The 18,359-nt window shown below is 55.2% G+C and carries 18 protein-coding genes and 1 pseudogene; 8 read left to right on the top strand and 11 right to left on the bottom strand.

What is annotated here, in order from left to right:
• Positions 1–41 precede the first annotated feature (41 nt).
• From trmL to cpxR, 3 genes are all read right to left on the bottom strand, one after another.
• Positions 42–515 (bottom strand): tRNA (uridine(34)/cytosine(34)/5-carboxymethylaminomethyluridine(34)-2'-O)-methyltransferase TrmL, encoded by a 474-nt coding sequence (trmL, locus tag H0S68_RS23975; RefSeq protein WP_020837573.1) that lies wholly within the window; start codon positions 513–515, stop codon positions 42–44.
• Positions 516–578: 63 nt separating this feature from the next.
• On the bottom strand, positions 579–1,952 hold the full coding sequence (gene cpxA / locus H0S68_RS23970; protein ID WP_020837572.1) for an envelope stress sensor histidine kinase CpxA: 1,374 nt from the start codon (positions 1,950–1,952) through the stop codon (positions 579–581).
• A complete protein-coding gene (cpxR, locus tag H0S68_RS23965) occupies positions 1,949–2,647 on the bottom strand; it encodes an envelope stress response regulator transcription factor CpxR (RefSeq protein WP_004953234.1) in 699 nt (232 codons plus the stop codon). The genes cpxA and cpxR overlap by 4 nt, the downstream gene beginning before the upstream one ends.
• Positions 2,648–2,795: 148 nt before the next feature.
• Here cpxR and cpxP point away from each other — a divergent pair, with 148 nt between their 5' ends.
• From cpxP to H0S68_RS23940, 5 genes and pseudogenes are all read left to right on the top strand, one after another.
• Positions 2,796–3,290 (top strand): cell-envelope stress modulator CpxP, encoded by a 495-nt coding sequence (gene cpxP, locus H0S68_RS23960; protein WP_041415106.1) that lies wholly within the window; start codon positions 2,796–2,798, stop codon positions 3,288–3,290.
• 287 nt (positions 3,291–3,577) lie between these two features.
• Positions 3,578–4,480 carry a CDF family cation-efflux transporter FieF gene (fieF, locus tag H0S68_RS23955; protein WP_020837568.1) on the top strand — a complete coding sequence of 301 codons (903 nt, stop codon included), beginning with the start codon at positions 3,578–3,580 and terminating at the stop codon, positions 4,478–4,480.
• 232 nt (positions 4,481–4,712) lie between these two features.
• The gene (gene pfkA, locus H0S68_RS23950; RefSeq protein WP_020837567.1) at positions 4,713–5,675 is read left to right on the top strand and encodes a 6-phosphofructokinase; all 963 of its coding nucleotides are present in this window, start codon (positions 4,713–4,715) and stop codon (positions 5,673–5,675) included.
• Positions 5,676–5,867: 192 nt separating this feature from the next.
• Positions 5,868–6,857, top strand: coding sequence for a sulfate ABC transporter substrate-binding protein (locus H0S68_RS23945; protein WP_046375108.1), 990 nt, complete (start codon positions 5,868–5,870; stop codon positions 6,855–6,857).
• A 109-nt stretch (positions 6,858–6,966) separates the two neighbouring features.
• A pseudogene (locus H0S68_RS23940) lies at positions 6,967–8,212 on the top strand (IS3 family transposase).
• A 19-nt stretch (positions 8,213–8,231) separates the two neighbouring features.
• On the opposite strand, the gene tpiA reads toward H0S68_RS23940, so the two are convergent.
• The gene (tpiA, locus tag H0S68_RS23935; protein ID WP_041415104.1) at positions 8,232–8,999 is read right to left on the bottom strand and encodes a triose-phosphate isomerase; all 768 of its coding nucleotides are present in this window, start codon (positions 8,997–8,999) and stop codon (positions 8,232–8,234) included.
• A 127-nt stretch (positions 9,000–9,126) separates the two neighbouring features.
• Complete coding sequence (locus H0S68_RS23930; protein ID WP_130016870.1) at positions 9,127–9,717, bottom strand: DUF1454 family protein; 591 nt, start codon at positions 9,715–9,717, stop codon at positions 9,127–9,129.
• A gap of 199 nt (positions 9,718–9,916) precedes the next feature.
• On the opposite strand from H0S68_RS23930, the gene H0S68_RS23925 reads away from it, so the two are divergent.
• The gene (locus H0S68_RS23925) at positions 9,917–10,342 is read left to right on the top strand and encodes a DUF805 domain-containing protein (RefSeq protein WP_041415101.1); all 426 of its coding nucleotides are present in this window, start codon (positions 9,917–9,919) and stop codon (positions 10,340–10,342) included.
• Between the two features lie 16 nt (positions 10,343–10,358).
• Here the strand turns inward: H0S68_RS23925 and fpr are convergent, their stop codons facing one another.
• Complete coding sequence (gene fpr, locus H0S68_RS23920) at positions 10,359–11,105, bottom strand: ferredoxin--NADP(+) reductase (protein ID WP_020837557.1); 747 nt, start codon at positions 11,103–11,105, stop codon at positions 10,359–10,361.
• Positions 11,106–11,108: 3 nt separating this feature from the next.
• Positions 11,109–11,732 carry a helix-turn-helix transcriptional regulator gene (locus H0S68_RS23915; RefSeq protein WP_128865471.1) on the bottom strand — a complete coding sequence of 208 codons (624 nt, stop codon included), beginning with the start codon at positions 11,730–11,732 and terminating at the stop codon, positions 11,109–11,111.
• Between the two features lie 296 nt (positions 11,733–12,028).
• Between H0S68_RS23915 and emrD the strand changes: the two genes are divergently transcribed.
• Entirely contained in the window at positions 12,029–13,213 is a 1,185-nt protein-coding gene (emrD, locus tag H0S68_RS23910; RefSeq protein WP_128865472.1) for a multidrug efflux MFS transporter EmrD, read from the top strand.
• Positions 13,214–13,451: 238 nt separating this feature from the next.
• Here emrD and glpX read toward each other — a convergent pair whose 3' ends face one another.
• From glpX to H0S68_RS23895, 3 genes are all read right to left on the bottom strand, one after another.
• A complete protein-coding gene (glpX, locus tag H0S68_RS23905; RefSeq protein WP_020837550.1) occupies positions 13,452–14,462 on the bottom strand; it encodes a class II fructose-bisphosphatase in 1,011 nt (336 codons plus the stop codon).
• Positions 14,463–14,593: 131 nt separating this feature from the next.
• Complete coding sequence (gene glpK, locus H0S68_RS23900) at positions 14,594–16,102, bottom strand: glycerol kinase GlpK (protein WP_020837549.1); 1,509 nt, start codon at positions 16,100–16,102, stop codon at positions 14,594–14,596.
• A gap of 43 nt (positions 16,103–16,145) precedes the next feature.
• Positions 16,146–16,991: an MIP/aquaporin family protein gene (locus tag H0S68_RS23895; protein ID WP_020837548.1), complete on the bottom strand. Its 846-nt coding sequence runs from the start codon at positions 16,989–16,991 to the stop codon at positions 16,146–16,148.
• Positions 16,992–17,530: 539 nt separating this feature from the next.
• Between H0S68_RS23895 and zapB the strand changes: the two genes are divergently transcribed.
• Positions 17,531–17,770, top strand: a complete 240-nt coding sequence (zapB, locus tag H0S68_RS23890) for a septal ring assembly protein ZapB (RefSeq protein ID WP_020837547.1) — start codon at positions 17,531–17,533, stop codon at positions 17,768–17,770.
• A 56-nt stretch (positions 17,771–17,826) separates the two neighbouring features.
• Here the strand turns inward: zapB and rraA are convergent, their stop codons facing one another.
• On the bottom strand, positions 17,827–18,312 hold the full coding sequence (rraA, locus tag H0S68_RS23885) for a ribonuclease E activity regulator RraA (RefSeq protein WP_020837546.1): 486 nt from the start codon (positions 18,310–18,312) through the stop codon (positions 17,827–17,829).
• Between the last annotated feature and the right edge of the window lie 47 nt (positions 18,313–18,359).

The raw sequence follows: 18,359 nt of genomic DNA, 5'->3' as shown, positions 1-18,359 counted from the left end.
CCTTTCAGTATTATCGTCTCCGCAGGAGCGGTTGTCATTGATTAAGACTTAATCAGCGCGCCCGCGTAGTCCAACTGCCGCCAGGCTTCGTACACGACTACCGCGACAGCATTGGACAGGTTCATGCTGCGGCTTTGTGCCTGCATGGGGATGCGGATTTTCTGCTGTGCCGGCAAGGCGTCAAGGATCTCGGCGGGCAGACCGCGAGTTTCCGGTCCGAACAACAGGTAGTCGCCAGCCTGGTAGCTGACTGCGCTGTGTGCCGGGGTGCCTTTGGTGGTCAGGGCAAACAGACGCTGCGGATTTTCGCTGGCGATAAAGGCGGCGTAGTCGGCATGACGTCGGATACTGGCGAATTCATGGTAGTCCAGCCCGGCGCGGCGCAGGCGTTTATCATCCCACGGGAAGCCCATTGGCTCTATCAGATGCAGTTGAAAACCGGTATTGGCGCACAGACGGATGATATTGCCGGTATTGGGTGGAATTTCAGGTTCGAATAAAACGATGTTCAGCATGTAAAAAGCCCCTCATGACGAGGGGCGCAGAATAGCAAAATCTTACCGGCCTGTCTTAGGCTATCAGCGTTGGTGGAGCGGTAACCACAGCACCAGACGCAGGCCGCCGAGCGGACTGTCTTCCGCTTTCACCCAGCCACGGTGCTGGTTAACCGCCGCCTCTACGATGGCCAGGCCCAGACCTGTCCCGCCGGATGCGCGATCGCGTGCTTCATCGGTTCGATAGAACGGTCGGAATATTTGCTCGCGATCTTCCGCGCTGACACCGGGACCGTCGTCGTCGACCACAATGGTGATGCCTTGGTTGTCTGCGCTGAACGCCACGGCAATATGGGTGTTCGAATAACGCAGGGCATTACGCACGATATTTTCCAGCGCGCTATCCAGCGCACCGGCGTTACCGTACAGGGTCCACGGGCCGGGAGGGGAGGTGATCTCCAGCTGTTTGCCCATTTGTTCGGCTTCGAAGCTGGCGTCGTCCAGCACGTCGGCCCACAGTTCGTTGGCCAGCAAGCGCTCACGCACCAACTCACTTTTCTGTTGCCCACGCGACAACACCAGTAAATCGTTAATCATCGAGTCCAGGCGCTGTGCTTCGGTTTCGATACGTGCCAGCTCGTGCCCTTCGCCGTGGCGACGGCGCATTAATGCGGTGGCCAGCTGCAAACGGGTCAGCGGCGTGCGCAACTCATGCGAAATATCGGAGATCAGCCGTTGCTGAGCGGTCATCATGCGTTCCAACGCGCTGACCATTTGGTTAAAACTGGCGCCGGTCGCCAGGAACTCTTGTGGCCCGGCCTCCAGCTCAGGATGCTGTTTCAGGTTGCCACGTGCGACATCGTCCGCCGCATTCTTCAGCTTGCGCGCCGGTTTTGCCAGGCTCCAGGCCAGCCATAGCAGCAAGGGGGCGCTGATCAGCATAGTGACGATCAGCAGCAGCAGCGGCCGGTCGAACATCAGGTTGATAAAATCGGATTGTGGGCTGTTGGCAGGGCGGATCAGGTACAGCTGGTAGTTGTCTTCACCATCCCGCACCGAGAAAGGGCCGACCAGTTCGACACGGCCATATTTCTTCTTCTTCGGATGATCGGCGTTATCGGATTGGCCGATAAAATTGCGCACCAACTGCATTTCGTTGCGCTGCATGTTGCCAATCACCCGGCCTTCGCTGGTGACCAGCAGCAGGCGCTGCCCTGGCGGGGCCCATTTTTCAATGGCGCGGAATAAGCGTCGCCACCACATCAGATCGTTGGCCGGATCGTTTTGCAACTCGGCCTCGACGTGTTGTTCCAGCATCAGCCCCTGCCGCTGTTCGCTGTCCAGCAGCGAGGTCATTTGGCGGGAGTCTAACTTGGGCACCATCAACACCAACATCAGCACCAGGGCCAATGTGAACCAGAAAATGGCGAAGATGCGTGCCGTCAAACTGTTGATCATGTTGCAGATACCATTAAGTAACCCCGACCACGCAGCGTTTTGAACCACGGATGACCGTCTTTGCGGTTCGGCAACTTACGTCGCAGGTTGGAGATGTGCATATCGATAGCGCGATCAAAAGGCGTCAGCCGTTTACCCAGTACTTCCTGGCTCAGCAGTTCGCGTGACACCACTTGACCAAGGTGCTGCGCCAGCAGGTACAGCAGGGTAAATTCGGTGCCGGTGAGATCCAGCGTTTGGCCGTCGAAACTGGCTTCCTGGCGACCTGGATTGAGCTGCAGGCCGTCTACGTCCAGCGTTGGTGCGCCGGTATCGACATTCTGCTGTTGTTCGCTCCAGTTGGAACGGCGCAGAATTGCACGGATACGTGCCACCAGTTCGCGATCGTTAAAGGGTTTTGGCAGGTAGTCATCGGCGCCCAGTTCGAGGCCCAATACGCGGTCAAGTTCACTGCCGCGGGCGGTCAGCATGATGACCGGCGTCTGGTGGTGCTGACGCAGCTCTTTCAACGTATCGATACCGTTTTTCTTCGGCATCATGATATCGAGCAGTAGCAGATCGATGGAGCTGTCCAGTAGCGACAACGCCTGTTCGCCATCGTAAGCAACCACGATGGTAAAGCCTTCCATTTCAAGCAGTTCTTTTAACAGCGAGGTCAGCTCGCGGTCGTCGTCAACTAACAGAATTTTATTCATTATGTTTTACCTCCTGACGCAAAATACGTCATCAACTGTTGGCATTCCATGACTTTACGTAGTTTTACATGCACTGACGCATGTTTGCAGGTGCAGCAGTACACTGCTCCTCGTTGATTCGCAAAGTGAGAAAGCACGAGGAGTTGAAATGCGTAAGGTGACCGCATTAGTTATGGCATCAATGCTGGCAATAGGTTCTACCGCTGCGTTCGCTGCCGACACTACATCGGAAACTGCACCGACTCCCGGAAACGATGCGACCACCAGAACACCTGGCCAACACCACATGTTTGACGGTGTCAGCCTGACTGAGCAACAGCGCCAGCAAATGCGCGATTTAATGCGCCAGGCGCGCCACGATCTGCCAGGTGTCAATGTAGCTGAAATGGAAGCCATGCATAAGCTGGTGACCGCAGACAAATTTGATGAAGCCGCCGTGTATGCCCAGGCGGAACAGATGGCCCAGCAGCAGGTTAAGCGTCAGGTCGAAATGGCCCGGGTACGCAACCAAATGTATAACCTGCTGACACCACAGCAAAAAAGCGTTTTAGACCAGAAACATCAGCAGCGCATGCAGCAGATGGAGCAACAGATTTCTGGTTTGCAGCAAACTTCTGCCCAGAAGTTAAGTACGACTGAGTAGTCCCCTGTTTTTTCCTTGCCATAGACACCATCCCTGTCTTCCCCCGCCATGATGGCGGGGTTTTTTTTATCCATCAATTACAGCTTGATAGCCCGCCAGGCAACTCTGCAAGGTTAAACCACAGAGTATGGACCATGACGACGTTTAGCGCCGGTCGCACGGATTGTTTGCATCGATATGGCGACATCCCTTCGCGATATGCACTACGTTGGCGGCGGTTATCTGAAGGGCTTTTTTGCTCATCATTCCGTTATACTGACCCTCTGAACGTTTAACCGGGATGGGTTATGGAACCGCAATATGCGCGTTTGGTTAAATCCGCCGCGTTAGCGGCCACCGTTTTGGCCTCAACGCTGTTACTGATCAAAATTGTCGCCTGGTACCGCACCGGTTCGGTGAGCCTGTTGGCCGCGCTGGTGGATTCGCTGGTGGATATTGCCGCGTCGCTGACCAACCTGCTGGTGGTACGTTACTCACTGCAGCCGGCCGATGAGGAGCACACTTTCGGGCACGGCAAGGCCGAATCGTTGGCGGCGCTGGCGCAAAGCATGTTCATTTCTGGCTCGGCGTTGTTTTTATTTCTGACCGGTTTTCAGCATCTGTACTCACCGGAAACCTTGCGTGACCCTGGCATCGGTATTGCCGTGACGATAGTGGCGTTGGTCAGCACCCTGCTGTTGGTCACCTATCAGCGTTGGGTGGTAAGAAAAACTCGCAGTCAGGCCGTCCGAGCAGATATGCTGCATTATCAGTCAGATGTCATGATGAATGGTGCTATTCTTATAGCGCTTGCGCTAAGCTGGTACGGTTTTCACCGGGCAGATGCGCTGTTTGCACTGGGAATCGGCGTCTACATTCTTTATAGCGCGCTGCGAATGGGCAATGAAGCTGTGCAATCGCTGCTGGACCGGGCATTGCCGGACGACGAGCGCCAGGCGATTATCGACGTGATCTCCTCATGGCCTGGGGTCAAAGGCGCGCATGACCTGCGTACCCGTCAGTCCGGACCGACGCGCTTTATTCAGTTGCACCTGGAGATGGACGATGCGTTACCGCTGATGCAGGCGCATATTCTGGCTGAACAGGTGGAACAGGCGCTGTTGCACCGTTTCCCGGGGGCTGATGTTCTTATCCATCAGGATCCTTGTTCTGTAGTGCCCGCGGGCCGACAGGGGCGTTGGGAGCTATAATTAATGCAGGACAACGGGAACTCGCACAGCGGATAGATAACGGCATTAGCTCCGCGTGCCATGACGCTTTTTTACCGCAATATTGCGTGACTTGAATCAATTCAGCTGGGTGTTTTTGCTATAATATCCAGCAATAAAGCCGTAAAGCTGGTTTTCTGCAGCCGGAGAGGTTTCAAGACAATCGGCGAATACAGAATTCTTAAGAAATTGCATCTACAGTTCAGAGGTAGTCATGATCAAGAAAATCGGTGTACTGACGAGTGGCGGTGATTCGCCGGGTATGAACGCTGCAATCCGCGGCGTTGTGCGTGCTGCACTTTCGGAAGGTCTGGAAGTTTTTGGTATTTACGATGGCTACCTTGGCTTGTACGAAGATCGCATGGAACAATTGGACCGCTATAGCGTGTCCGATATGATCAATCGCGGCGGCACTTTCCTCGGTTCAGCCCGCTTCCCTGAGTTCAGAGACGACAGCGTACGCGCCAAGGCAATTGAGAATCTGAAAAACCGCGGTATTGACGCGCTGGTGGTGATCGGCGGCGACGGTTCCTATATGGGCGCCAAACGCCTGACGGAAGAAGGTTTCCCTTGTATCGGCCTGCCAGGCACCATCGATAACGATGTGGCCGGTACCGACTACACCATCGGCTTCTTCACCGCGCTAGAAACCGTCGTGGAAGCTATTGACCGTCTGCGCGATACCTCATCTTCTCATCAGCGTATTTCCATCGTTGAAGTGATGGGGCGCTACTGTGGCGATCTGACCCTGGCGGCGGCGATTGCCGGTGGTTGTGAATTTATCGTATTGCCTGAAACCGAGTTCAACCGCGAAGACCTGGTCTGCGAAATCAAGGCTGGTATTGCCAAAGGCAAAAAACACGCGATTGTGGCGATCACCGAACACATCTGCGATATCGATGAGTTGGCTCGCCATATCGAACAAGAAACCAAGCGTGAAACCCGCGCGACCGTGCTGGGCCACATTCAGCGCGGCGGCTCGCCGGTAGCTTATGACCGTATTCTGGCTTCCCGCATGGGCGCTTACGCGATTGAGTTGCTGCTGCAGGGCTACGGCGGTCGTTGCGTCGGTATCCAGAACGAGAAGATGGTGCACCACGACATCATCGATGCGATCGAAAACATGAAGCGTCCGTTCAAGGGCGACTGGCTGGATACAGCGAAAAAGCTGTACTGATCCCGCATTAATTCAGCTCGAGAAGCCTCCGCACGCGGAGGCTTTTTTTATGCCCGTGGTAGTTATATTCCATAATCGTCTAGCCCAACATTTTTTATTCTTTAATTGGCGGGAAAGTTTCTGGCAGGCTCTGATGCTAAATCAACCGATTGAGGTTGTGATTAATTTTCCTGGGAGAGCGAGTCGATGCGTATGCGTAAATGGGGTGTAGGTCTGACAATAATGCTGTTGGCGTCCGGCGCCATGGCGAAAGATATCCAATTGCTGAACGTTTCGTACGACCCGACACGCGAGTTCTATCAGGAATATAACACCGCATTCGGTAAATATTGGCAGCAGCAGACCGGCGATAAAGTGACGGTACGTCAGTCACATGGCGGCTCCGGCAAGCAGGCGACCTCGGTGATTAACGGCATTGAAGCCGATGTGGTCACGCTGGCGCTAGCCTATGACGTGGATGCCATTGCCGAACGCGGACGCATCGATAAAGATTGGATCAAACGCCTGCCGGACAACTCGGCACCTTATACCTCGACCATTGTATTTCTGGTGCGTAAAGGCAACCCAAAACAAATTCACGACTGGCCAGATCTGATTAAGCCGGGCGTCTCGGTGATCACCCCGAACCCGAAAACTTCCGGGGGTGCACGCTGGAACTATCTGGCGGCCTGGGGTTACGCACTACACCAGAACAATAACGATCAGGCCAAAGCGCAGGAGTTCGTTAAAAACCTGTATAAGAACGTCGAAGTGCTGGATTCCGGCGCACGCGGTTCAACCAATACCTTCGTTGAGCGTGGTATTGGCGATGTGCTGATCGCCTGGGAAAACGAAGCTTTGCTGGCGGAGAAAGAGCTGGGTAAAGACAAGTTTGAAATTATCACCCCAAGTGAATCGATTTTGGCGGAGCCGACCGTCTCGGTGGTGGATAAAGTGGTTGATAAGCGCGGTACCCGTGATGTGGCGACGGCTTACCTGAAATATCTGTATACGCCGGAAGGACAAACCATCGCGGCGAAAAACTACTACCGTCCGCGTGACGCGGCTGTGGCGGCCAAGTTTGCCGAGCAATTCCCGAAACTGAAGCTGTTCACGGTGGATGATACCTTCGGCGGTTGGACTCAGGCACAGAAGGTACACTTCGCCACCGGCGGTGTGTTCGACGAAATCAGCAAACGCTGATGCCTTGATGACAATAATAAAAAACCCCGGCAAGCCGGGGTTTTTTATTTAGCAGTGACCCGTCCTGAATAGCGTTGACACATTTTACTCACGCACAGAGGAAAATGTGATGAACCAGTATGTTAAACGCACACAACGCGATTATTCTCTATCCTTTAAATTAGCCGTCGTCGAACAGGTCGAAAAAGGCGAGATGACTTACCGTCAGGCGCAAGACCGCTACGGTATTCAGGGCAGCCACACGGTTATGAACTGGCTGCGTAAATACGGTCAGTTTGACTGGCGGACCTCCCCTGCCACCAGAACGTGCGGAGACAACATGCCTAAACTCCCTCTGACGCCCGAACAGCGCATTAAGGAACTCGAACAGCAATTGGCTGAATCCGAGGTTAAAGCCCAGTTCTTCGAAGCCGTCGTCAAAGTGATGAATACCGAGTTCGGTGCCACGCTGACAAAAAAGCAGTTAGCCGCCTTATCGCGCAAACACAAACGCCGCGACTCACAGTAACGCGCGCTTGCCGATGGATGGGTATCAGCCGACAGGCGTGGTATCAGTCCCTGCAACGCGAAGCAGGCAGAGAGGAGCAGGCCCGGCATCTCATCGAACAGGTGATGGCTATCCGCTTGCACCAGCCCCGGTTAGGGGCGCGTAAGCTGCATCACCTGTTGCGACGACGCCCCGAACCAGCGTTGCATGTGGGGCGAGACCGGCTGTTCAGTATCCTGCGTTGTGCACGGTTACTGGTGATGCCCAAACGGGCGTATCACAAGACGACGCAGAGTCATCATCGTTTTTATCGCCATCCCAACTTGCTGAAGGCGGGGGATAATCAGGTAATAGCCAGCCGTCCGGAACAAGTATGGGTGGCAGATATCACCTACCTGCCGCTGAGAACGGGAACGGCGTATGTCAGCCTGATAACGGATGCCTGGTCGAGAAAAATCGTGGGGTATCACGTGCATGACAGTCTGCATACACGACATGTCGCCTGCGCGTTCAAAATGGCGCTGGCCAGCAGACGCTCGGCGCTGCCGTTGGTGCATCACTCGGACAGGGGTATCCAGTACTGCTCGCAAGAATATCAGGCGTTACATCAGAAGTATGGTGTCACTTGCTCGATGACGGACGGGTATGACTGTTATCAGAATGCGCTGGCGGAACGGGTAAACGGGATACTTAAAACGGAATACCTGCTCGGCAGGCCAGAAGACATCGCGCAGGCAAGAAAGATGGTCAGGGAATCGGTGAACATCTACAACACACGGCGGCCGCACCTGTCGCTAAAATATAAAACGCCCGATGAGGTTCATCGGGCGTTATCCGGCTGAAAAGTGTCAACCTATATCAGGACTAGTCACAGCCAGAGAAAGAAATCAGGCTTTTTTAGCAGCGGCAGCGGCTTTGACGATCACAGCGAAAGCATCGGCTTTCAGTGAGGCGCCGCCAACCAGCGCGCCGTCGATGTCCGGCTGGGTGAACAGCTCGGCGGCATTTTTATCGTTCACAGAACCGCCGTACTGGATGATCACTTCTGCAGCTACTGCAGCGTCCTGTTTGGCGATGTGATCGCGGATAAATTTGTGTACTGCCTGAGCCTGCGCAGGGGTGGCGGATTTACCGGTACCGATAGCCCAGATTGGCTCATAAGCGATAACGGCGCCTTTGAAGGCTTCTGCGCCCTGAGTTTTCAGCACGGCGTCGATCTGGCGTGCACAAACTTCTTCGGTTTTACCCGCTTCGTTTTCTGCGTCGGTTTCACCGATGCACAGCACTGGGATCAGGCCGGCTTTTTTCAGCACGGCAAATTTCTCGGCGATCGCTGCATCGGTTTCTTTGTGGTAAGTACGACGCTCGGAGTGGCCGATGATGATGTATTGCGCACCGATATCTTTCAGCATGTCGGCGGAAACTTCACCGGTGAATGCGCCGGACAGGTTCACGTCTACGTTTTGAGCGCCCAGAGCAATGCGGCTGCCGGCCAGTGCGTGTTTCGCCTGGTCCAGGTACATCACAGGCGGTGCGATAGCGACGCCACAGCCGTCTACGCTGCTCAGCTCATTGCGCAGAGCGGCGATCAGTTCGTTAACCATGTGAGTGCTGCCGTTAAGCTTCCAGTTACCCATAACTAATGGATGACGCATGTTTTTTCCTCCAACAAGGGAACGCGAGAGTCGAAATAACCACTGCCGGACCGGCAGTTTACCTGCCCAACAGTATAGAGATGATTAAGCGCGAAGGCTTTGCTTTTTGTCATTAAATAGCCTGCCGTTACGGCTCGGATAACGTCAGCTTAACCGGTTCAACAGCGAAAGTTACTCCTTTATCGCCGTTGTCTGCCACTACATAGCGGATCGCGCCGACCTGCTGTTGGTAAAAGCGCTGGCCTTTGCCTTTTTCCAGCAGGTTGGCCACTTTACTCAGGCTTTTTTCCACCGTCAGCGTCGGTTCAAACTGGCGCATCAACGCGGCCATATAGCTGATGGCAATGGTGCGAGCGGCTTTTTCTTCGTTGCTCTGCTGTAGCGGCAGGTGGGTAATTTGCAGCGTTTTGATTTTTCCGGTGCCTTTTTCCAGCGCGGTTGAGGCATAGAGATTTTCATTTAGCTTGCTGGCAGCGCGCGTCAACAGCGGCGTATCGTCTTCGGTGGTGGCAATAGCGCGGAATTCGCCGATCGGTAGCGTCGGGTTATCGCGATTGTATTTCTCGCGGAACTTCACCACCGTCAGATCAAACGTTGGCGCTCCGGCCAGCAGGTAGGGCGCGGTAGGCGAAGCGTTGGCGGGGGCATCCGGCGGATCGGCCCAGGCGCTGCCGATGCCCAGCAACAGGCAGGCAATGGCGATGGTTTTTCTCAGCATGGTATACACGGCATCAATGACAAAGATGGCTCCGATTAAAGCGAGAACAGAGGGGGGTGTCAAAGATCCCGCGCCATTATCGCTCACTGACAAGAAAGCTGTGCGTTACTCCGCGTAATGCAGGGCAGAAATCTTCGCCCGGCAGCGCCTATGTTACACTGCACGGCAGAATATGGGCAGGCAAACAACGCAGGATTCAATGACAATACAACAGTGGTGTTTTTCGTTTAAGGGCCGAATTGGGCGGCGTGATTTCTGGATTTGGATGGTGCTGTGGGTAGTGCTGATGGCGGTGGCTTTTTCACTCGCCAGCAATAAGCTGGTGGATATCCAAACCATCGCCTTTTTTATCGTTGGGCTGCTGTGGCCAACGGCGGCGGTGCTGGTGAAGCGTTTGCATGACCGCAATAAAGCCGGTTGGTGGGCGTTGTTACTGATTGTGGCTTGGCTGCTGGCGGCGGGTAACTGGCAAATGCTGGCGCCGGTTTGGCAGTGGGGCGTGGGGCGTTTTATCCCGACGCTGATCATTGTGATGATGATGATCGATTTGGGCGCGTTTGTCGGCACGCCCGAGGATAATCGTTTTGGTCCGCCGGCCAAACCCGTCAAGTTCGGCGCGGATTAAAACCAGAGGCTATCAATTACCAATAGTGTTCGCTGGTGATATGGCCCGGTTTGCGGCGCAGGTGCTTGCGCATCTGGCGCTGATCTTTCAGCGTTTGCTGGGTATCGCGCACCATTTGCGGGTTACCGCACAGCATGACGTGGTCAGTTTCGGCATCGAGGGTCAAGCCTACCGCCGCTTCCAGCCGGCCATCCTCAATCAGCGCGGGTACGCGTCCCGTCAGCGAGCCGGGGACTTCTTCACGGCTGACGATGGTTTGAATGCGCAGTTTGCCATTGTAACGCTGTTGCAACTGCTGCATCAGCGGCAGGTAGCTGAGATCGCGCGCAAAGCGTGCGGCATGCACCAGCACCAGGTTTTTGAAGCGCTCCAGGCCTTTGCCTTCCTGCAGAATCGACAGGTAAGGGCCGATGGCGGTACCGGTGGCCAACATCCACAGGGTGTCGCATTCCGGCACCTCGTCCAGCACGAAAAATCCGGCGGCCTCTTTGGTCACCATCACGTCCGAACCCGGCCGTAGCTGATTGAGCCGTGGGCTCAGTTTGCCTTCCGGCACGGTAACCAGGTAAAACTCCAGATTCGGATCGCTGGGGGCGTTGACGTAAGAATAGGCGCGCTGCACGCGTTCGCCGTCAACTTCCAGCGCCAGCTTGGCAAACTGCCCGGCAATAAAGGGATCTATGGGGGCGTCGACGATAATGCTGAACAGCCCGTCGGTCCATTGTTTGACTTGCGTAACCTTGCCATTAACCCAATCAGCCATACTCTAAAGCTCCAATGGTCGAATCAAATAAGCGCAATGTCGTGAGCCGGAAATAGCATGCGCAGTACGCTCTATACGATAGCCGTGGCCAAACAGGCGGTGAAACAGCTGCAGCTCCGAGTTGCACAGGCTGCTGCAGGCGGTGGCCGCTACGCCGATGGGGCAGTGGTTTTCCACCAGCAATGTGCCCTCCGGATGCTCAAGCAGTTCGGCCATATAGCCATCGTGTTGCCGCAGACGCACTAACCGGGCGAGTTTCGCCTGATGACAAGTCTCTTCCGACAGCTCTTCGGCATAGCGCTGATAAAGTTTTTCTTCGCGCGCACTGAGTAACTGTTCAACCGCTTCAGTGCCAAACAGCTGATGGGCGGAATCCAACAACGTCGTCGCCAAAGTATCGTGACCATCGGCGAACCGGCTGTGTCCCTCATGGGTTAGCGACCAGTAGCGCGTCGGACGGCCCACTTTGGTGCGAGCTTCCTCGTAACAAACCAGCTCACGTTTTTCCAGGGATTGCAGATGCTGACGAATGCCCATGGGGGTGATATCCAGATGCTCGGCCAGCATTTTGGCGGAGTGTGGCCCCAGGGTTTTTAACTGCAATAAAATCAACTCTGGTGTCTTCATAATCCAAATCCCTATGGTGTTATTTTATTTCAAGATGATGAAAATAATTATCGATTAAATGCTAAAGCTAAACTACTGAAAATTTACCCTTTTTAACCCTTAAGCGGTAGACGTACAGTTTAATTTACGAGGCTGGTTGCCTTTGCTGCCACTGTGACGCAGATCAATATCTGTCTGAAACTCGCTAAAAAAATCAGATTTGTTAGCTTATGCCGCCATAGAGGGCTGCTCGCCGTTCTGGCTGAAAGTGGGGCCATACCGGGACGCTGTGACGAGTTAAAACGTTAACGAAGATAATGAGAAAAATAGAAAACTTTCACCTGCTGGTGATGCTTATCCTGTTGGTGGCCGTCGGTCAGATGGCACAAACCATTTATGTTCCTGTTATTGCTGATATCGCCAAGGATCTGTCGGTGCGCTCCGGCGCAGTGCAGCGCGTGATGGCGGCGTATCTGATGACCTACGGGTTCTCGCAGCTGATTTACGGCCCGTTGTCGGACCGCATAGGCCGCCGTCCGGTGATCCTGGCCGGGATGATGATCTTCCTGATGGGGGCCCTGGGCGCGCTGTTGTCCAACAGCCTGACGATGCTGGTTGCTGCCAGCGCCATTCAGGGTATGGGCACCGGCGTGGCGGGGGTGATGGCGCGTACCATGCCGCGTGACCTGTATGCCGGCACTTCGCTGCGGTATGCCAATAGCCTGCTTAACATGGGCATCCTGGTGAGTCCGCTGCTGGCGCCGATCATCGGCGGGGCTTTGGCGATGGTCTTTGGTTGGCGCGCCTGTTATGCCTTCCTGTTGGTATTGTGCGCCGGTGTAGCCTTCTCCATGTTCCGCTGGCTGCCGGAAACCCGGCCGCAGCAAACCGAAAAGCGGCGTATGCTGGCAAGTTTCCGCAAGCTGCTGGCTGACGGCACGTTCAGTTGTTATCTGGTCATGCTGATTGGTGCGCTGGCGGGGATCGCCGTATTTGAAGCCAGCTGTGGCGTGTTGATGGGTGGCGTGCTGGGTCTGAGTGGCCTGACCGTCAGTCTGCTGTTTATTCTGCCGATCCCGGCGGCGTTCTTTGGCGCCTGGTATGCTGGTCGCGACGGTAAAACCTTCCATACTCTGGTGTGGCATTCGGTTATCAGCTGCCTGTTGGCGGGTCTGATGATGTGGATCCCGGGCTGGTTTGGGGTGATGAACATCTGGACGCTGATTGTGCCGGCTGCGCTGTTCTTCTTCGGCGCGGGGATGATGTTCCCGTTGGCCACCACCGGTGCGATGGAGCCGTTCCCCTATCTGGCCGGCGCGGCGGGGGCATTGGTCGGTGGTATGCAGAATATGGGGTCTGGCCTGGCGACCTGGCTTTCCGCCATGCTGCCGCAAACCGGGCAGTTCAGCCTCGGTCTGCTGATGTTTGCCATGGCGCTGCTGATATTGCTGTGCTGGTGGCCGCTGTCGAATCGAATGCAGCATCAGGGCCATACCGCATAAAGCGTGTAGGGAGTTTGATGACAAAGTGGTCTGTGGACCCGAGATACTCGGGCCTAGCGCACCGAGGGGCCATTATGGGACACATCCTTGTGTCCCACCCTACGGGCCGACTGGAAGTCGTTCCCATTTGCTCCCGGCAAATGGGTCGGCGGGCAAGCCGCTACGACCCCATCGGCACGCTCTCCCTAATAACGGGCTTTGTCAGCAGTCTGAGGGCGCCAATCGGCGCCCTGTTTCATTACAGCAGGAACTCGTGCAGCGCCGGGTCTTTGCGATCCAGATAATGGGTCGAACGAATGCGGCGGATAGTGCGTGATTTACCGCGGATCAGCAGGGTTTCCGTGGTGGCCATATTTCCCTGGCGGCTGATGCCTTCCAACAGATCGCCCTTGGTGATGCCGGTTGCGGAGAAAATAACGTTGTCGTTGCGCGCCATGTCATCCAACACCAGCACTTTGCCGGCTTCGATGCCCATCGCTTTGCAGCGTGCCAACTCTTCTTCGCCAATACGGCGATTTTCGGCGCTGTCGCCTTTCACCTGATGGCGTGGCAGCAGGCGAGCCTGCATATCGCCATCTAATGCGCGGATCACCGCGGCAGAAATCACCCCTTCAGGCGCGCCGCCGATGCCGTACATCACGTCGACTTCGCTGTCCGGCATACAGGTCAGAATAGAAGCCGCTACGTCACCGTCAGGAATGGCAAATACGCGAACCCCGAGTTGTTGCATCTGGGCGATAACGCCGTCGTGACGCGGCTTGGCCAGAATGACCACGGTCAGTTGAGTCAGCGGTTTGCCCAGGCAGGCCGCCACCTTATTCAGATTTTCCGCCAGCGGCAGGTTAAGATCGATAGCGCCGCGTGCCGCCGGGCCAACCACCAGTTTTTCCATATACATGTCCGGCGCGTGCAGGAAGGTGCCGCGATCGCCGACCGCCAGCACCGCCAATGCATTGGGCTGGCCCATGGCGGTCATGCGGGTACCTTCAATCGGGTCGACCGCGATATCTACCGCATCGCCCTGACCGCTGCCGACCTGCTCGCCGATATACAGCATCGGTGCTTCATCAATCTCGCCTTCACCGATCACGATGCGGCCATCGATATCCACTTTGTTGAGCATAATGCGCATTGCGTTGACCGCGGCGCCGTCGGCGGCATTCTTGTCGCCGCGTCCCAGCCATTTGTAGCCCGCCAGCGCGGCGGCTTCGGTAACACGGGAAAATTCGATGGCTAATTCACGTTTCATGGCAAAACCTGTCTGTGAGAAAGGAAGAAAATATCGGCAAAGTTTATCACAGCGGGCGACGGCGAGGGCGGGGCAAAAAAAACGCGCCGCCCGAAGGCAGCGCGTGATCAGGGTAACAAAGCAAAACAGCGTTAGTCGTGCTCTTCCCACGCTTGTGCGCGGGCAACCGCTTTTTTCCAGCCGCTATAACGGAAGTTACGCTCGGTGGTTTCAATGCTTGGACGGAACTCGCGTTCGATAACCGCCTTGCTCTTCACTTCATCCAGGTCATTCCAGTAGCCGATAGCCAGGCCTGCCAGGAATGCGGCACCCAGCGCAGTCGATTCACGCACTTCAGGGCGCTCGACACGGGTACCGAGGATGTCTGACTGGAACTGCATCAGGAAGTTGTTGGCGACCGCGCCACCGTCCACACGCAGCGATTGCAGACGGGTATTGGAGTCTGCCTGCATGGCATCCAGCACGTCGCGCGTCTGATACGCAATGGATTCCAGCGTTGCACGGATGATGTGGTTGCTGTTCGCGCCGCGGGTCAGGCCGAAGATCGCGCCACGGGCATACGGGTCCCAGTAAGGAGCGCCCAGGCCGGTGAAGGCCGGGACCACATACACGCCATTGCTGTCTTTCACCTTGGTGGCGAAGTACTCGGAGTCGGCCGCATCGCTGATCAGTTTCAGTTCGTCGCGCAACCACTGGATAGAAGCACCGCCGATGAACACAGCACCTTCCAGTGCGTAATTCACTTCGCCGCGTGGGCCGCAGGCGATGGTGGTCAACAGGCCGTGGCTTGAGCGTACCGCTTCTTTACCGGTGTTCATCAGCAGGAAGCAGCCGGTACCGTAGGTGTTTTTCGCCATGCCCGGTTGAACACACAGTTGGCCGTACAGCGCCGCCTGCTGGTCACCGGCGATACCGGCGATAGGAATACGCGTACCGCCTTTACCACCGATGTTGGTCTGGCCATACACTTCAGAAGAAGGACGGACTTTAGGCAGCATGGCGCGTGGGATATCCAGCGCTTCCAGCATGCGGTCATCCCAATCCAGCTCATGGATGTTGAACATCATGGTACGTGAGGCGTTGGTGTAATCGGTCACATGCACCCGCCCTTGGGTCATTTTCCACACCAGCCAGGTATCGACGGTACCGAACAGCAGCTCGCCGCGTTTGGCGCGTTCGCGGGCGCCTTCAACGTTGTCGAGGATCCATTTTACCTTGGTGCCGGAGAAGTACGGGTCAACCACTAGGCCGGTATTGTGACGGATGTACTCTTCCAGGCCGTCACGCTTGAGCTTTTCGCAGATGTCGGCGGTGCGGCGGCATTGCCAGACGATGGCGTTGTAAATCGGTTTGCCGGTCTCTTTTTCCCAGACGATGGTGGTTTCACGCTGGTTGGTGATGCCGATACCGGCGATCTGATCGGAATTGATATCGGCTTTCGCCAGCACTTCCACCAGCGTGGAGCTCTGTGATGACCAGATCTCCATAGGATCATGCTCAACCCAGCCGGCTTTTGGGTAAATCTGCGTGAACTCGCGCTGGGATACCGCAACAATGTTGGCATCGTGGTCGAGCACTACGGCACGTGAACTGGTGGTACCCTGGTCGAGAGCGACAATGTATTTTTTTTCTACAGTCATGATCTTAGTCCTGCTGTTGTTAACCGTTTTAAAACTGTGCCAATCACGCTTTACGCTGCTGGGCCTTGGCGGCGGGTTGCTCTTCGTCTACACAAACGTCACACGGCAGATTGCGGCCAATGAGCATGCGGTAGCCGAAGGCACCCAGGCAGGCACCGATGATTGGACCAAAGATTGGCACCAGGAAGTACGGAATATCACGTGCACCGGTGAAGGCCACTTTGCCCCAGCCGGCCAGATAAGCGAACATTTTCGGGCCGAAGTCACGCGCCGGGTTCAGCGCAAAGCCGGTTAATGGTCCCATAGAGGCGCCGATCACGGCAATCAGAATACCGATCAACAGCGGGGCCAGCGGGCCGCGCGGGATGCCGTTGCCGTCATCGGTCAGTGCCAGGATCAGGCACATCAGGATTGCGGTAATGACCGTTTCAACCAGGAACGCCTGGCCAACGGAAATGTGCGCATTCGGGTAGGTAGAGAAGATGCCGGCCAGGGCCAGGCTTTCGTCGCTGCCGCGTACCATATGATTGGCCGCTTCGAAATCGAAGAACAGGTTGTAGTACAACCCGTAGACCAGGGCTGCTGCACAGAAGGCTCCGGCGATCTGCGCGACAATGTAAGGCAGTACTTTGCGTCCGTCAAAGCAGGCGAACAACCACAGCGCAATGGTCACGGCCGGGTTGAGGTGCGCGCCGGAGATGGCAGCGGTCAGATAGATGGCCATGGCGACGCCCAGGCCCCAAATGATACTGATTTCCCATTGGCCGAAGCTGGCGCCTGCCAGTTTCAGCGCGGCAACGCAGCCTACGCCAAAAAAGATCAACAGACCGGTGCCGAGGAACTCAGCGATGCACTGGCCTTTTAGGGTCGGACTGGTGGTTTGGCTCATAATGTTGTTGTCCTGCAAAACGGCGGTTATAGGTTTATAGGCTCGGAAGGTGTATCGATCCGTCCTAGGGGTACAGTTTTTTTCATCTCGTCCAATTATTAATTGAGGACGTGATGTAAATTTATCGTTAACGAACATAAACGAGAAATAGCGAAATCAAAATGTGTGTGCTTCGTCATAAAATTGAGCGAATTCGCGTCGTTTTGTGTTCTTTCTGCTCCATAAAACTGTGATCTGACCAGTGCTTTTATCCCCGACTGTTAACAAATCAATTTATGACCGAGAGGCATTTTCGGTTTTTGCTGATGGTGGGGGCAGGAAAATTGCAACAGACTGCGCGATGAGCCGGATGTTGCTAGACAGCCGGGGACAGGCTACTTACAATCGTTTTTATCGAAAGAAGCGTTTTATCGAGACAGGCGCGTTATTTTCAATAAAAGCGTGTGTCACTTGGCGCGATGCATATTCGCAGCAGTTGCAACCTGAGTTGCGGCCGTTACCTATAGATGTACGCCTTGCTATCATGAGGGGACTGAAGAATGTCATTTGAAGTATTTGAGAAATTGGAATCAAAAGTTCAGCAGGCGATCGATACCATCACCCTGCTGCAGATGGAAATTGAAGAGCTGAAAGAAAAAAACAATACTCTGTCTCAGGAAGTTCAGGCTGCCTCCGGCAACCAGGAATCGCTGGTACGCGAGAACCAGCAACTGAAAGAAGAGCAGCACGTATGGCAAGACCGCCTGCGCGCGCTGTTGGGCAAAATGGAAGAAGTCTGATTCCGTATTGCACGATCGAAAAGGGCGCCTGAGGCGCCCTTTTTCATGTCGGAAGATTACTCGATATCGAGCGGGTCTTCGGACAGAATAATACCGGTGTTGTCGGCATACAGATGATCGCCGGAGAAGAAGGTCACGCCGCCAAAGTTTACGCGGATGTCGCTTTCGCCGATGCTTTCACTGGCTGCGCCGACCGGAATGGCCGCCATCGCCTGAATGCCGATGTCCAGTTCTTCCAGATCGTCCACCTGGCGTACCGCACCGTAAACCACGATGCCTTCCCATTCGTTCTGGGTAGCCAGGCGCGCCAGTTCTGCGTTGATCAGGGCACGGCGAACCGAACCACCGCCATCAATCACCAGAACACGGCCGCGACCGTTTTCTTCAAGCAGCTCGAATAACAGGCCGTTATCCTCAAAGCATTTCACCGTAGTGATTTGCCCGCCAAATGAAGTACGCCCGCCAAAATTGGAGAATAGAGGTTCAACAACGTTTACCTCTTCATGATAGATGTCGCAAAGTTCGGAAGTATCGTATTTCATAGGATTTTACGTCTGTTTGCCGCTGGAATAACCAGTATATCCCTTTA

Source organism: Serratia sp. AXJ-M (assembly GCF_046531865.1).
Taxonomy (GTDB): Bacteria; Pseudomonadota; Gammaproteobacteria; order Enterobacterales; family Enterobacteriaceae; genus Serratia; species Serratia liquefaciens.
The sequence above is the reverse complement of the archived record's forward strand: the minus strand, read 5'-3'. Positions and strand labels throughout refer to the sequence as shown.

Coding starts and splice junctions, on each gene's coding strand:
- trmL (WP_020837573.1), bottom strand. CDS start 515: ATGCTGAACATCGTTTTATTCGAACCTGAAATTCCACCCAATACCGGC.
- cpxA (WP_020837572.1), bottom strand. CDS start 1,952: ATGATCAACAGTTTGACGGCACGCATCTTCGCCATTTTCTGGTTCACA.
- cpxR (WP_004953234.1), bottom strand. CDS start 2,647: ATGAATAAAATTCTGTTAGTTGACGACGACCGCGAGCTGACCTCGCTG.
- cpxP (WP_041415106.1), top strand. CDS start 2,796: ATGCGTAAGGTGACCGCATTAGTTATGGCATCAATGCTGGCAATAGGT.
- fieF (WP_020837568.1), top strand. CDS start 3,578: ATGGAACCGCAATATGCGCGTTTGGTTAAATCCGCCGCGTTAGCGGCC.
- pfkA (WP_020837567.1), top strand. CDS start 4,713: ATGATCAAGAAAATCGGTGTACTGACGAGTGGCGGTGATTCGCCGGGT.
- H0S68_RS23945 (WP_046375108.1), top strand. CDS start 5,868: ATGCGTAAATGGGGTGTAGGTCTGACAATAATGCTGTTGGCGTCCGGC.
- tpiA (WP_041415104.1), bottom strand. CDS start 8,999: ATGCGTCATCCATTAGTTATGGGTAACTGGAAGCTTAACGGCAGCACT.
- H0S68_RS23930 (WP_130016870.1), bottom strand. CDS start 9,717: ATGCTGAGAAAAACCATCGCCATTGCCTGCCTGTTGCTGGGCATCGGC.
- H0S68_RS23925 (WP_041415101.1), top strand. CDS start 9,917: ATGACAATACAACAGTGGTGTTTTTCGTTTAAGGGCCGAATTGGGCGG.
- fpr (WP_020837557.1), bottom strand. CDS start 11,105: ATGGCTGATTGGGTTAATGGCAAGGTTACGCAAGTCAAACAATGGACC.
- H0S68_RS23915 (WP_128865471.1), bottom strand. CDS start 11,732: ATGAAGACACCAGAGTTGATTTTATTGCAGTTAAAAACCCTGGGGCCA.
- emrD (WP_128865472.1), top strand. CDS start 12,029: ATGAGAAAAATAGAAAACTTTCACCTGCTGGTGATGCTTATCCTGTTG.
- glpX (WP_020837550.1), bottom strand. CDS start 14,462: ATGAAACGTGAATTAGCCATCGAATTTTCCCGTGTTACCGAAGCCGCC.
- glpK (WP_020837549.1), bottom strand. CDS start 16,102: ATGACTGTAGAAAAAAAATACATTGTCGCTCTCGACCAGGGTACCACC.
- H0S68_RS23895 (WP_020837548.1), bottom strand. CDS start 16,991: ATGAGCCAAACCACCAGTCCGACCCTAAAAGGCCAGTGCATCGCTGAG.
- zapB (WP_020837547.1), top strand. CDS start 17,531: ATGTCATTTGAAGTATTTGAGAAATTGGAATCAAAAGTTCAGCAGGCG.
- rraA (WP_020837546.1), bottom strand. CDS start 18,312: ATGAAATACGATACTTCCGAACTTTGCGACATCTATCATGAAGAGGTA.